This window comes from Cupriavidus sp. SZY C1 (genome assembly GCF_032190535.1).
GTDB lineage: Bacteria > Pseudomonadota > Gammaproteobacteria > Burkholderiales > Burkholderiaceae > Cupriavidus > Cupriavidus pauculus_C.
Map to the genome: position 1 here is coordinate 163,569 of NZ_JAUANU010000007.1, position 13,213 is coordinate 176,781.

The 13,213-nt window shown below is 67.6% G+C and carries 12 protein-coding genes; all 12 read left to right on the forward strand.

Translation table 11 applies throughout. The features are described from left to right. Positions 1-10: 10 nt before the first annotated feature. The 12 genes from QTN24_RS13390 (at position 11) to QTN24_RS13445 (ending at position 13,173) form a co-directional block, all read left to right on the forward strand. On the forward strand, positions 11-445 hold the full coding sequence (locus tag QTN24_RS13390; RefSeq protein ID WP_313837669.1) for an HIT family protein: 435 nt from the start codon (positions 11-13) through the stop codon (positions 443-445). A 123-nt stretch (positions 446-568) separates the two neighbouring features. Continuing rightward, positions 569-2,506 carry an ABC transporter ATP-binding protein/permease gene (locus tag QTN24_RS13395; RefSeq protein WP_313837671.1) on the forward strand — a complete coding sequence of 646 codons (1,938 nt, stop codon included), beginning with the start codon at positions 569-571 and terminating at the stop codon, positions 2,504-2,506. Between the two features lie 51 nt (positions 2,507-2,557). After that, positions 2,558-2,974 (forward strand): gamma-butyrobetaine hydroxylase-like domain-containing protein, encoded by a 417-nt coding sequence (locus tag QTN24_RS13400; protein ID WP_124682471.1) that lies wholly within the window; start codon positions 2,558-2,560, stop codon positions 2,972-2,974. Between the two features lie 22 nt (positions 2,975-2,996). Then, positions 2,997-3,728, forward strand: a complete 732-nt coding sequence (ubiE, locus tag QTN24_RS13405) for a bifunctional demethylmenaquinone methyltransferase/2-methoxy-6-polyprenyl-1,4-benzoquinol methylase UbiE (RefSeq protein ID WP_124682470.1) — start codon at positions 2,997-2,999, stop codon at positions 3,726-3,728. A 49-nt stretch (positions 3,729-3,777) separates the two neighbouring features. Next, entirely contained in the window at positions 3,778-4,779 is a 1,002-nt protein-coding gene (locus QTN24_RS13410) for a Tim44-like domain-containing protein (RefSeq protein WP_313837674.1), read from the forward strand. A 119-nt stretch (positions 4,780-4,898) separates the two neighbouring features. Next, positions 4,899-5,576, forward strand: coding sequence for an SCP2 domain-containing protein (locus QTN24_RS13415; RefSeq protein ID WP_313837676.1), 678 nt, complete (start codon positions 4,899-4,901; stop codon positions 5,574-5,576). Between the two features lie 56 nt (positions 5,577-5,632). Beyond that, positions 5,633-7,210, forward strand: a complete 1,578-nt coding sequence (ubiB, locus tag QTN24_RS13420) for a ubiquinone biosynthesis regulatory protein kinase UbiB (protein WP_124682467.1) — start codon at positions 5,633-5,635, stop codon at positions 7,208-7,210. 264 nt (positions 7,211-7,474) lie between these two features. Further along, positions 7,475-8,911, forward strand: coding sequence for a sodium:solute symporter family protein (locus QTN24_RS13425; protein ID WP_124682466.1), 1,437 nt, complete (start codon positions 7,475-7,477; stop codon positions 8,909-8,911). A gap of 196 nt (positions 8,912-9,107) precedes the next feature. Then, positions 9,108-9,437: an FmdB family zinc ribbon protein gene (locus QTN24_RS13430; protein ID WP_313837678.1), complete on the forward strand. Its 330-nt coding sequence runs from the start codon at positions 9,108-9,110 to the stop codon at positions 9,435-9,437. A gap of 14 nt (positions 9,438-9,451) precedes the next feature. After that, complete coding sequence (locus QTN24_RS13435) at positions 9,452-10,144, forward strand: DUF502 domain-containing protein (RefSeq protein ID WP_124682464.1); 693 nt, start codon at positions 9,452-9,454, stop codon at positions 10,142-10,144. A gap of 49 nt (positions 10,145-10,193) precedes the next feature. Further along, a complete protein-coding gene (gene aspS, locus QTN24_RS13440; protein ID WP_313837680.1) occupies positions 10,194-12,002 on the forward strand; it encodes an aspartate--tRNA ligase in 1,809 nt (602 codons plus the stop codon). 199 nt (positions 12,003-12,201) lie between these two features. Then, complete coding sequence (locus QTN24_RS13445; protein WP_409559020.1) at positions 12,202-13,173, forward strand: hypothetical protein; 972 nt, start codon at positions 12,202-12,204, stop codon at positions 13,171-13,173. Positions 13,174-13,213 lie beyond the last annotated feature (40 nt).

The window sequence follows — 13,213 nt, forward strand, 5'->3', positions numbered from 1 at the left end:
GCCGACCACCATGCACCGACTGCCCTCCTGTCCCCTCTGCGAAACCGACGGCGGCGAGCTGGTCTGGATGGGCGACCGCGCCCGCGTGATTCTGGTGGAGGCGGAACGGTTTCCAGGGTTCTGCCGGGTGGTCTGGAACGACCACGCGGCCGAGCTGACCGACCTCGACGAGCCCGACCAGGCCTGGCTGATGCGGCTGGTGGCGCGCGTGGAGCGGGTGGTGCGCGAGGTGATGGGGCCGGACAAGGTCAACCTGGCGGCGTTCGGCAACATGGTGCCGCACCTGCACTGGCACATCATCCCGCGCTACCGCTGGGACACTCACTTTCCCGAAGCGGTCTGGGCCGCGCCGCAGCGCAACGCCGATGCGGCGCGCATTGCCGAGCTGCAGACGCGGCTGCCCACGCTGCGGGCGGCCCTGTCCGCGCTGGGCGCTGCCGACTGACGCCGTCCTTGGTAAAGTGCCGTAGCCGTCAGGCGAGGAACCCGCCCCGGTGGCGGTACGTCTGACACCGGTCGAACAACAACATGCCCGCCGGCCGTTGGCGGCGGGCCAACCGCTGGCGCCATGTCTTCCACCCCTTCGTCCGTTACCGTGCCGGGCCCGGCCGTCCCCGCCGAGGCCCTGAAGAACCAGAGCCGGCTGCGCCTGGCGGCCACCTGGGCACTGATCAAGCCGTACTGGCGTTCCGAGGACCGCAAGGCCGGGCTGGGCCTGCTGGCGCTGGTCGTGGCGCTGAACCTGGGCATCGTCTACATCAACGTGCTGCTCAACGAGTGGAACCGCGTGTTCTACAACGCCATCGAGCAGCGCGACTTCGTGTCGTTCAAGGCGCTGCTGCTGCGGTTCTCGTGGATCGCGGCCTGCTTCATCGTGCTGGCCATCTCGCGCCAGTACTACCAGATGATGCTGCAGATGCGCTGGCGGACGTGGATGACCGGCACGTTCCTGCGGCGCTGGCTGGGCCACCAGGCGTACTACCGCATCGAACAGACCCATTCGACCGACAACCCCGACCAGCGGCTGGCCGACGACCTGCGCCAGTTCACCGACGGCGCGCTGACGCTGTCGATGGGGCTGCTGAACTCGGTGGTCACGCTGGTGTCGTTCATCGGCATCCTGTGGGTGGTGTCGGGGCCCATCAGCTTCGTGCTCGGCGGCGTCGACGTGACCATCCCCGGCTACATGGTCTGGTTTGCGATCGGCTACGCCGTGGTCGGCTCGCTGATCGCCCACTTCGTCGGCCGGCCGCTGATCGGCCTGTCTTTCCAGCAGGAACAGTACGAGGCTAATTTCCGTTTCATGCTCGTGCGGCTGCGCGAGAACAGCGAGCCCGTGGCGCTCTACCGCGGCGAGCCGACCGAGGAAGGCGGCCTGCGCGCCCGCTTCGAGCGGATCCGGGCCAACTGGAACCAGCTCATGCGCTACACGCGGCGGCTGACGTTCGTGAACTCGGGCTACGGCCAGTTCGCGATCATCTTCCCGCTGCTGGTGGCCGCGCCGCGCTACTTCTCGGGCAAGCTGACGCTGGGCGGCCTGATGCAGATTAATTCGGCATTCGGCCAGGTGCAGGGCGCGCTGTCCTGGTTCGTCGACAGCTACGCGACGCTGGTGGGCTGGAAGGCGGCCGCCAACCGGCTGATCGACTTCCAGGAAGCCATGCGCGTGGCCGAGCGGCAGGACCTGACGCACGAGGGCCCGGGCGACATCGAGGTGGTGACGGCCACCGACGGCGCGGATGCCGGCATCGCCATCAGCGGGCTGGCGCTGGCGCTGCCGGTGCGCGGCGGGTTTGGCGTGGACGACGAGGGCGTGGCCGGCGAGGGCGTGGAAGGCGCCGGCCAGCCCGGCATGCGCCCGCTGGTGGCGCCGTTCTCGCTGTCGATCGCGCCGGGCGAGCGCTGGCTGGTCAGCGGCCCGTCGGGCTGCGGCAAGAGCGTGCTGTTCCGCGCGCTGGCCGGCATCTGGCCCTACGGGTGCGGCCGCATCACGATGCCGGCGCGCCGCACGCTGTTCCTGCCGCAGCGCAGCTACCTGCCGATCGGCACGCTGGCCGATGCGCTGTCCTACCCGGACGCCGGCAACGCCCATTCGCGCGAGACGCTGGCCGACGTGCTGCGGCGCGCGCAGCTAGGCTTCCTGGCGCGGCATCTGGACGTCTTCGACAACTGGTCGCTGCGGCTGTCGCCCGGCGAGCAGCAGCGGCTGGCCTTCGCCCGGGCGCTGCTGCAGAAGCCCGACTTCCTGTTCCTGGACGAGGCCACCAGCGCGCTGGACGAGGACACCGAGCGCGCCATGTACCAGTTGATGGTCGATGCGCTGCCCGGCGCGGCCATCGTCAGCATTGCGCACCGCAGCACCGTGGCCGCGTTCCACAACCGGCGCCTGCGCTACGTGCCGGCGGCCGGCCCGGCCAACGGCGCCAGCGACGAAAGTGGCGGCGGGCCGCGGGATGGGCAAGGCGAGGGGGGTGGAGTAAGCTATCGGGTCGTAGAAGACGCGTGACGACGCCGGCGCCGCCCCTGGAGCCGGGCCGGCGGCGCGGCACTCCTGATCATGGCTGGCCTGGACAAAGACACTCCTCATCCCACCGCGCTGACCGTCCACACGCAATCGCGCGTGCTGGAAATCGGCTTCGACAATGGCCGCACCTGGCGGCTGCCGTTCGAGCTGCTGCGCGTATACTCGCCCTCCGCCGAAGTCCAGGGCCATGGGCCCGGACAGGAAACGCTGCAGACCGGCAAGCGCCACGTCGGCATCGCCGCCGTGGAGCCGGTGGGCAACTACGCGATCCAGATCCGTTTCGACGACGGCCACGACACCGGCATCTACACGTGGGAACTGCTGTACCGCCTGGGCGACCAGCAGGAATCGCTGTGGACGGGCTACCTGCAGCGGCTGCAAGCCGCCGGGCTGGACCGCGACGCGCCGATGCCTGCGGCCGGCGGCCACGCCTGCGGCCATCATCACTGAATCAAGCACCTGGAGTCCAAGAATGAGCGAAACCCACTTCGGGTTCGAGAAGGTCGACGAAACGGAAAAGGCTGGCAAGGTCGCCGGCGTGTTCCATTCGGTGGCCGGCAAGTACGACGTGATGAACGACCTGATGTCCGGCGGCATGCACCGGGTCTGGAAGATGTTCACGATCGCCCAGGCCAACGTGCGGCCCGGGCACAAGGTGCTGGACATCGCCGGCGGCACGGGCGACCTGGCCAAGGCGTTCGCCCGGCAGGCCGGCCCCAGGGGCGAGGTCTGGCTCACGGACATCAACGAGTCGATGTTGCGCGTGGGCCGCGACCGCCTGCTGGACAAGGGCGTGGTGACGCCCGTGGCGCTGTGCGACGCCGAGAAGATTCCGTTTCCGGACAACTACTTCGACCTGGTGACCGTGGCGTTCGGCCTGCGCAACATGACGCACAAGGACCGGGCGCTGGCCGAGATGCGCCGCGTGGTCAAGCCGGGCGGCAAGGTGATGGTGCTGGAGTTCTCCAAGGTCTGGAAACCGCTGGAGAAGTTCTACGACATCTATTCCTTCAAGGTGCTCCCCTGGCTGGGCCAGCGCGTGGCTGGGGATGCCCCGAGCTATCGCTATCTGGCGGAATCGATCAGAATGCATCCGGACCAGGGTTCACTTGTACGCTTGATGGAACAAGTCGGGCTTGAACAAGTCGAATACTTCAATCTGACGGCCGGAGTCGTGGCGCTCCACGTCGGGAGAAAGTACTAATTCGCCATGTTCGGCCGCATAGGCCGGAAATGACAGGGGAAAGCTAAAAATGTCTTCTTTTCGTGGAAAATTCCTGGCCGTGTCGCTGATGGCGACGCTGGCCCTGGGGGCAGCGCTGGACGCCAACGCGAAACGCCTGGGCGGGTCGCGCAGCGTCGGCAAGCAATCGTCGACGGTGACGCAGCAGCGCCAGGCCACGCCGCCGCAACAGACCGCGCCGGCCCAGCAGCCCGCGCAGCAGGCCGCACCGGCCACGGCCGGCGCCGCCGGCACGGCAGCCGCGGCCGCCCCGAAGCGTAACTGGGGCGGCATGCTCGGCGGCCTGGCAGCCGGCCTGGGTCTTGGCTACCTGCTGTCGCACTTCGGCCTGGGTGGCGCGGCGGCCAGCTTCTTGGCAAACGCCATCCTGATCGCCATCATCGCCATGATCGCGTTCTGGCTGATCCGCAAGTTCCGCGGCGGCGCGGCCCGGTCGCGGACCCCGGCCTATGCCGGCATGGGCAACAGCCAGGGCAATAACTCGCCGTTTGGCGGCATGGAGCGCAACACCGAACCGACGCTGCGCCAGGCCGAACCGGTGCAGCCGGCCGCTGGCTACGGTGGCGCCGCGGCCAACCCCGTGATGGGTGGCGCGGCCGCGGGTGCCGCGGCGGCAACGGTGCAGCAGCCGTGGGGCGTGCCGGCCGACTTCGATACCGAAGCGTTCCTGCGCAATGCCAAGGTTCACTACGTCCGCCTGCAGGCCGCCTGGGATGCCGGCAACCTCGACGACATCCGCGAGTTCACCACGCCGGAAATGTTTGCCGAGATCAAGATGGACCTGTCCGACCGCGGAGTGGCCGTCAACAAGACCGACGTCGTCACGCTGGAAGCCCAGTTGCTCGGCATCGAGTCGACGCCGTCGCAGCACGTTGCCAGCGTGCGCTTCTCGGGCATGATCCGCGAGACCGCCGGCGAGCCGGCGCAGCCGTTCGGCGAGGTGTGGAACCTGGCCAAGTCGGCGTCCGGCGACGGCGGCTGGCTGCTGGCCGGCATCCAGCAGGAATCCTGAGTGGCGTCTGGGCCGTCGGCGCATGGATGACATGAAGCGGCGGCCGAGTAGCTTAGAATGGAGGCCCACGTAAGCGTGGGCCTTTTTTATTGGGCAGCACTGCCCGGATACCCGACGCCATGAACGCCTTGCCCTCACCGCTGGCCGCGCCGATCGTCGCCGCGTTGAATCACCTGATCGAACAGGAGCCATGGGCCTGCAGCCTGCTGGCCCCGTTTGCCGGCCGCGTGATCCGGTTCGATGCCGCCGCGTTTGCGCTGTCGCTGCGGATCACCGATCAGGGCTGCATCGAGCGGGCGGCCGAGGCCGAGGTGGCGGCCGTGACGCTGATTGTGCCGCTGCAGCAATGGCCGCTGGTGGTGGCCGACGTGGCCGAGGGCGGCCAGGCCGCCGCGATGCGCCATGTGCGGATAGACGGCGACGCCGAGCTGGCCAATGCGGTGTCGACGCTGGCGCGCAACCTGCGCTGGGATGCGGCCGAAGACCTGTCGCGCGCGCTGCGTGGCGTGATGGGCGGCCCGATCAGCGACAGCGTGGCGCAGCGCGTGGTGGACGGCGCGCGCCAGGCGCATGAAAGCGCCAACCGCGTCGGCCGGGCCCTGCTCGACAATGTGACCGAATACCTGCTGGACGAACAGCCGACCCTGGTGCGCCATGCCGCGCTCGACGGGTTCGGCGCCGATGTGGCACGGCTGCGCGACGACCTGGCGCGGCTCGAAAAACGGCTGGAACGCCTGGAACGCGGGGGCGGACAGGGGGATCACGCGCCGGGCTCGCTCCCGTCGGCCCACCGCTAACCGCCATGCCGTCCCCCGTTGCCGCCCCGCGCGGCGCTGCCACCTGAACATCCCGAATGACCCGCCTGCTGCGTCTCTGCAAGATCATCTTCGTCGTCCTGTACTACGGGCTCGACGAACTCGTGCTGTCCGGTTTCAAGAGCCGGCGCATCAAGTTTCTGGTTCGCGTCATCACCATCGGCCGCAAGCTGGAGCAGCCGCGCGGCGAGCGGCTGCGGCTGGCGCTGACCGCGCTGGGCCCGATCTTCGTCAAGTTCGGGCAGGTGCTGTCCACCCGGCGCGACCTGATGCCGCCCGACATCGCCGACGAACTGGCCAAGCTGCAGGACCAGGTGCCGCCGTTCGATTCGGCGCTGGCGGTGAAGATCATCGAGAAGTCGCTGGGCCGGCCGCTGGGCGACCTGTACGAGAATTTCGAGCTGCAACCGGTGGCCAGCGCGTCCATCGCCCAGGTGCACTTTGCCACGCTGCGCGGCGGGCCGAACCATGGCCGCGAGGTGGCCGTGAAGGTGCTGCGGCCGGGCATGCTGCCGGTCATCGACAGCGACCTGGCGCTGATGGGCGACATGGCCACGTGGCTGGAGCGGGTCTGGGTCGACGGTCGGCGCCTGAAGCCGCGCGAGGTGGTGGCCGAGTTCGACAAGTACCTGCACGACGAGCTGGACCTGATGATCGAGGCGGCCAACGCCAGCCAGCTACGCCGCAATTTTGCCGACAGCGAGCTGCTGTGCGTGCCCGAGGTGTACTGGGACTGGTGTACCAGCACCGTGTTCACGATGGAGCGGATGCATGGCATCCCGATCTCGCGGACGGAGTCGCTGAAGGCCGCTGGCGTCGACATGCACAAGCTGGCCGAGGAAGGCGTCGAGATTTTCTTCACGCAGGTGTTCCGCGATGGCTTCTTCCACGCCGACATGCATCCGGGCAATATCCTGGTGTCGGTGCAGCCGGAGACGTTCGGGCGCTACATCGCGCTGGACTTCGGCATCGTCGGCGCGCTGTCCGAGTTCGACAAGAACTACCTGGCGCAGAACTTCATCGCTTTCTTCCGGCGTGACTACCACCGCGTGGCGCTGCTGCACGTGGAGTCGGGCTGGGTGCCGGCCGAGACACGCGTGGAGGAACTGGAGTCGGCCGTGCGCGCCTGCTGCGAGCCGTACTTCGACAAGCCGCTGCGCGAAATCTCGCTGGGCATGGTGCTGATGCGGCTGTTCCAGACCTCGCGCCGCTTCAATGTGGAGATTCAGCCACAACTGGTGCTGCTGCAGAAGACCCTGCTCAATATCGAAGGGCTGGGCCGCCAGCTCGACCCCGACCTGGATCTCTGGAAGACCGCCAAGCCGTTCCTGGAACGGTGGATGTACGAGCAGGTGGGCTGGAAGGGCGCCTGGGAGCGGGTCAAGGTGGAGGCGCCGCAGTGGGCCAAGATGCTGCCGGACTTCCCGCGCCTGGCCCACCAGTTCCTGGAACGCCGGGCGCTGCAGGGCAACGGCGAGCAGGAACGGCTGCTGGCCCAGCTAGTGATCGAGCAACGGCGGACCAACCGGCGGCTGTCCACGGCGTTGCTGCTGATGGGTGGCTTCCTGGCCGGCATCGTGATCGTCCAGGCCATGGCCTGGGCCGGGTACTGGTAGCGAAAATCCCGCAAACAACACATTTGTGCACGAATTCGTGCATTTGGCGGCTGTCCGGGAATTTTTTTCGACCGGAAAAGTCTCCGTCGCTATAATCCGCGTTTTGATTCGGCTACGACCGCCTCTGCCCGTTCCCGGGCGCCCGCGGCCCCGACCGATGAATTGGACTCCGGGCGGAGTCGGCCCGGGACATCCCAGGCCACCGGCCGGCATTCGGTTTTTCGCCTCCAGGGCATCTCTGGCACATTGGGATAGGGCAGCGGCATGCTGATCTGGTTCGTCATCACCTATTGGGTTATCTCGGTCGGCATCGGCCTGTGGGCGGCGCTGCGCGTCAAGGGCACCGCCGACTTTGCCGTGGCCGGCCGCAGCCTGCCGTTCTACATCGTCACCGCCACGGTGTTTGCCACATGGTTCGGCTCTGAGACCGTGCTGGGCATCCCGGCCGTGTTCCTCAAGGAAGGGCTGTCCGGCGTGGTCTCGGACCCGTTTGGCTCCTCGCTCTGCCTGATCCTCGTGGGCCTGTTCTTCGCCCGGCCGCTGTACCGGATGAACCTGCTGACGATCGGCGACTACTATCACAACCGCTACGGGCGCCTGGCCGAAGTGCTGACCACGCTGTGCATCGTGGTGTCGTACCTGGGCTGGGTGGCCGCCCAGATCAAGGCGCTGGGGCTGGTGTTCTATACGGTGTCCGACGGCGCGCTGTCGCAGGACGCCGGCATGATGATCGGCGCGGCCAGCGTGCTGGTCTATACGCTGTTCGGCGGCATGTGGTCGGTGGCGGTGACCGATTTCATCCAGATGATCATCATCGTGATCGGCCTGCTCTATATCGGCTACGAGGTGAGCGGCCAGGCCGGCGGCGTGTCGGCCGTGGTGTCCCACGCGGCCGCGGCGGGCAAGTTCGAGTTCCTGCCGTCGCTGGACCTGGTGCAGATCATCGGGTTTGCGGCGGCGCTGTTCACGATGATGCTGGGGTCGATCCCGCAGCAGGACGTGTTCCAGCGCGTCACGTCGTCGAAGACCGAGCAGATCGCCGGGCGCGCGTCGGTGCTGGGCGGCGTGCTGTACTTCTTCTTCGCGTTCATCCCGATGTTCCTGGCCTATTCGGCCACGATGATCGACCCGCAGATGGTCGAGAAATACATCAATTCCGATTCCCAGCTGATCCTGCCGCAGTTGATCCTGACCCACGCGCCGATGTTCGCGCAGGTCATGTTCTTCGGCGCGCTGCTGTCGGCCATCAAGAGCTGCGCGTCGGCCACGCTGCTGGCGCCGTCGGTGACGTTCGCGGAGAACATCCTGCGGCCGTATTTCCGCCATTTGAGCGACAAGCAGTTCCTGCGCGTGATGCAGGCGGTGGTGCTGGTGTTCACGACGCTGGTGACGCTGTTCGCGCTGAATTCGCACCTGTCGATCTTCCACATGGTCGAGAACGCATACAAGGTAACGCTGGTGTCGGCGTTCGTGCCGCTGGCGTTCGGGCTGTTCTGGAAGCCGGCCACGCGGCAGGGCGGCCTGCTGGCCATCATCCTGGGGCTGACGTCGTGGCTGACCTGCGAGGTCGCCTTTGCCGACGCGACGGTGCCGCCGCAGATGGTTGGCCTGCTGTTCTCGATCGGCGGCATGGTGTTCGGGTCGCTGCTACCACAGTGGATCAGCGACCGGCCGCAGGTCCGCGAAGTGCATATTGCTTAACTTTTAAGCGGCGGGGCGGCATCGCGACGATTACGCCCCCGAAAGCCCCCATTTCCTCCCGGTAGACGCCCCGCCGACGGTTTATAATCCGAGGCTTTGCATCGCCGCGCATGCCATTTTTTTGGGTCCGCACCCTTGTCGATCCGGGGCGGCGCTGCCATCTACCCGCTTTACGTTCAGATTCCACGAAAGAACCATGCCGATCTATGCCTACCGTTGCGACGCCTGCGGCCACGGGCGCGATGTGCTGCAGAAGATGAGCGATGCCCCGCTCACGGACTGCCCATCCTGCGGCGCCGCCGGGACCTTCAAGAAGCAACTGACCGCGGCCGGCTTCCAGCTCAAGGGCTCGGGCTGGTACGTGACGGATTTCCGCGGCGGCAGCGGCGGCACCAGCGCCACGGCTTCGGGCAACGCCCCGGCCGCTGACGGCGCGTCGGCCGCCCCGGCGGGCACCGCCCCGGCTTCCTCCACGGCATCGGCCGCCCCGTCCGGCGGCGGCGCCGGCTCGAGCGCCAGCCACTGAGCGCCGGGCACACCGTGGCTACCAAGAAAACGTCCGCCATCAAGACCTGGTTCCTGACCGGGCTGCTCGTCCTGGTGCCGCTGGGCATCACGCTGTGGGTGCTGAACCTGATCATCGGCACGATGGACCAAAGCATGGCCCTGCTGCCGCTGGCGTGGCAGCCCGAAAACCTGTTCGGGCGCCGCATCCCCGGGCTGGGCGCCATCCTGACGCTGCTGTTCATCCTGCTGGTGGGCGTGCTGACGCACAACTTCATCGGGCAGCGGCTGGTGCGCTGGTGGGAGGCGCTGCTGGGCCATATCCCCGTGGTCGGGCCGATCTACACCAGTGTCAAGCAGGTGTCGGACACGCTGCTGTCGTCGTCCGGCAACGCATTCCGCAAGGCGCTGCTGGTGCAGTATCCGCGCGAGGGATCGTGGACCATTGCATTTCTGACCGGGCGACCGGGCGGAGACGTGCAGAATCACCTGCAAGGCGAATACGTCAGCGTGTACGTGCCGACCACGCCGAACCCGACTTCCGGCTTCTTCCTGATGATGCCGAAGGCCGACACCATCGAGCTGGACATGAGCGTCGACGCGGCGCTCAAGTACATCGTGTCGATGGGCGTCGTGGCGCCCACGGAGCTGCCGCGCAGGAACGGCGAGGGCCGCCCGGCCGACGCCGTGACCGCCGCCGACGAAGTCGCCGACACCCATACCAACTGATTCTCGCGCGGCGCGCCCGGCGTGCCGCGTCTTACAGGGACTCTCTCCTATGTCTTCCATGCGTACACACTACTGCGGTCTGGTGACCGAACAACTGACCGGCCAGGAAGTGGCCCTGACGGGCTGGGTGCAGCGCCGCCGCGACCATGGTGGCGTGATTTTCGTCGACCTGCGCGACCGCGAGGGCCTGGTGCAGGTGGTGTGCGATCCGGACCGCCCGGAGATGTTCAAGGCGGCCGAGGAAATCCGCAACGAGTTCTGCATCCGCGTGGTGGGCAAGGTGCGTCCGCGCCCGGCCGGCACGGAGAACGCCAACCTGACGTCGGGCAAGATCGAGGTGCTGTGCCACGAGCTGACCGTGCTGAACCCGTCGGTCACGCCGCCGTTCCAGCTCGACGACGACAACCTGTCGGAAACCACGCGCCTCACGCACCGCGTGCTGGACCTGCGCCGCCCGCAGATGCAGTACAACCTGCGCCTGCGCTACAAGGTGGCGATGGAAGTGCGCAAGTACCTGGACGCCCAGGGCTTCATCGACATCGAGACGCCGATGCTGGGCAAGAGCACGCCCGAGGGCGCGCGCGACTACCTGGTGCCGTCCCGCGTGAACCCGGGCCACTTCTTCGCGTTGCCGCAGTCGCCGCAGATCTTCAAGCAGATGCTGATGGTCTCGGGCTTCGACCGCTACTACCAGATCACCAAGTGCTTCCGCGACGAGGACCTGCGCGCCGACCGCCAGCCCGAATTCACGCAGATCGACTGCGAGACGTCGTTCCTGACCGAGCAGGAGATCCGCGACCTGTTCGAGGACATGATGCGCACCGTGTTCAAGAACGCGATCGACGTGGACCTGGACGCCAAGTTCCCGGTCATGGAGTTCCGCGAGGCCATGGCGCGCTTTGGCTCGGACAAGCCCGACCTGCGCGTCAAGCTGGAATTCACCGAGCTGACCGACGTGATGAAGGACGTCGACTTCAAGGTGTTCTCGGGCCCGGCCAACAGCGAGAACGGCCGCGTGGTCGGCCTGCGCGTGCCGGGCGGCCATGCCATCTCGCGCGGCGAGATCGACGCCTACACGCAGTTCGTGGCCATCTACGGCGCCAAGGGCCTGGCCTGGATCAAGGTCAACGAGGTGGCGAAGGGCCGTGACGGCCTGCAGTCGCCGATCGTCAAGAACCTGCACGACGCGGCGATTGCCGAGATCCTGAAGCGCACCGAAGCCCAGGACGGCGACATCATCTTCTTCGGCGCCGACAAGGCCAAGGTCGTGAACGACGCCATCGGCGCGCTGCGCCTGAAGATCGGCCATTCGGAGTTCGGCAAGAGCACCGGCCTGTTCGAGGACACCTGGAAGCCGCTGTGGGTCATCGACTTCCCGATGTTCGAGTACGACGAGGAAGACGCCCGCTGGGTGGCGATGCACCACCCGTTCACGAGCCCCAAGGACGAGCACCTGCAGTACCTGGAAACCGACCCGGGCAAGTGCATCGCCAAGGCGTACGACATGGTGCTGAACGGCTGGGAAATGGGCGGCGGCTCGGTGCGGATCTACCGCGAGGACGTGCAGAGCAAGGTCTTCCGCGCGCTGAAGATCGGCGACGAGGAGGCACGGGCCAAGTTCGGCTACCTGCTGGACGCGCTGCAGTACGGCGCGCCGCCGCACGGCGGCCTGGCGTTCGGCCTGGACCGCATCGTGACGATGATGGCCGGCGCCGACTCGATCCGCGACGTGATCGCCTTCCCGAAGACGCAGCGCGCCCAGGACCTGCTGACCCAGGCCCCGAGCCCCGTCGACGAGAAGCAACTGCGCGAACTGCATATCCGCCTGCGCGCGCAGGAGCCCAAGACGACCGCCTGACCGGCGTCGCCAAACCGGATCATTCCGGTTCCGGCATCGAAAGCCGCGCGAAAGCGCGGCTTTCTTGTTTTCGGCGCAAGGATGCGTTTCCATTTGTTACCACCCGGAACGAAGTGGCGCCGCATGATGTCTTTCTGCCTGATGCGCGCGATGCTCGCCCACCCGAAAGGCCGGCCGTGACGCGGGAGGACAAACCACCATGCTGCAACTCGATGCGGAAACGATCCGGGCCTTCCTGCTGGCCCATGCCGAAACCATACTGACCTGGCTCGTGGCCGGCCTGCTGATGATGCTGCTGGCGCGCTTCGAGCTGCGCCGCGCGGTGCGCAAGTCGGCGCAGGCCATGTCCGAATCGGTGGCCACCACGGTGGCCGCCTGCGTGCCCGACATCGCCCACGCGGCGCAGGGCGCCCAGCCGGTGGTGGACTACGGCGCCGCCGCCCAGGGGCCGGAGCCCGTGGCGGCGCAGCGCGCCGAGGCGCTGCGCAAGCTGGCGCTGGACACGGTGGCGACGGTGATGGCCCGGGGCCGCTGGCTTGAAGATGTCGGCAACCTGCGGCTGCCCGAGGATGCGCTGCTGTCGGGCCGCCGCTCCGGTGGCGCCGATCCGCTGCTCGTGGTGGCGCCGCAGCCGGTGGTGCAGGCGTACCTGACCGCCCAGCGCACGTTCGACGACGAGGCGTCGCGGCTGCAGACCCACCGGCGCGAGGCGCTGCGGCTGCAGGAGGCGCTGCAGCAGCTCAGCGCGGAGGCGGCGCACGTCGAGCAGGAAACCGCCAGCATCGTCATGCGCTTCGAGCAGGTCAACGCCCAGGCCGCCCAGGGCGTGGAAGCCGGCGACTACCAGCGCTTCCTGATCCAGAAGTACAACCAGCTCGGCACGCGCGAGAAGGATATCGCCCAGGAACGGGCCGAACTGGCCACCCAGGTGCAGGAAAGCACCGACGCGCTGGCCGAGCATGCCCATGTGGCGTCGCAGCGCTACACGCAGGCGCTGGCGCCGCTGATGCAGCAACTCCGCGCGGCCTGGGGCCATGGCGATTCGCCGGAGGTGTTCGATACCTGGCTGCGCAGCATGCCCGGCGCCACCCCGGACGGCATGGCTGCGCCGGGCCCCGACGGCGGCCATTTCCTGACGCCACGCCATCCTGGCGAGCGGACGATCGCCTGATTCCACATCGCGGTAATCGGACAGCGGAGGACGCCCAAGC

Bases quoted from the DNA above. Each gene is read 5' to 3' on its own strand.
- QTN24_RS13390 (WP_313837669.1), top strand. From the start codon at position 11: ATGCACCGACTGCCCTCCTGTCCCCTCTGCGAAACCGACGGCGGCGAG.
- QTN24_RS13395 (WP_313837671.1), top strand. From the start codon at position 569: ATGTCTTCCACCCCTTCGTCCGTTACCGTGCCGGGCCCGGCCGTCCCC.
- QTN24_RS13400 (WP_124682471.1), top strand. From the start codon at position 2,558: ATGGCTGGCCTGGACAAAGACACTCCTCATCCCACCGCGCTGACCGTC.
- ubiE (WP_124682470.1), top strand. From the start codon at position 2,997: ATGAGCGAAACCCACTTCGGGTTCGAGAAGGTCGACGAAACGGAAAAG.
- QTN24_RS13410 (WP_313837674.1), top strand. From the start codon at position 3,778: ATGTCTTCTTTTCGTGGAAAATTCCTGGCCGTGTCGCTGATGGCGACG.
- QTN24_RS13415 (WP_313837676.1), top strand. From the start codon at position 4,899: ATGAACGCCTTGCCCTCACCGCTGGCCGCGCCGATCGTCGCCGCGTTG.
- ubiB (WP_124682467.1), top strand. From the start codon at position 5,633: ATGACCCGCCTGCTGCGTCTCTGCAAGATCATCTTCGTCGTCCTGTAC.
- QTN24_RS13425 (WP_124682466.1), top strand. From the start codon at position 7,475: ATGCTGATCTGGTTCGTCATCACCTATTGGGTTATCTCGGTCGGCATC.
- QTN24_RS13430 (WP_313837678.1), top strand. From the start codon at position 9,108: ATGCCGATCTATGCCTACCGTTGCGACGCCTGCGGCCACGGGCGCGAT.
- aspS (WP_313837680.1), top strand. From the start codon at position 10,194: ATGTCTTCCATGCGTACACACTACTGCGGTCTGGTGACCGAACAACTG.
- QTN24_RS13445 (WP_409559020.1), top strand. From the start codon at position 12,202: ATGCTGCAACTCGATGCGGAAACGATCCGGGCCTTCCTGCTGGCCCAT.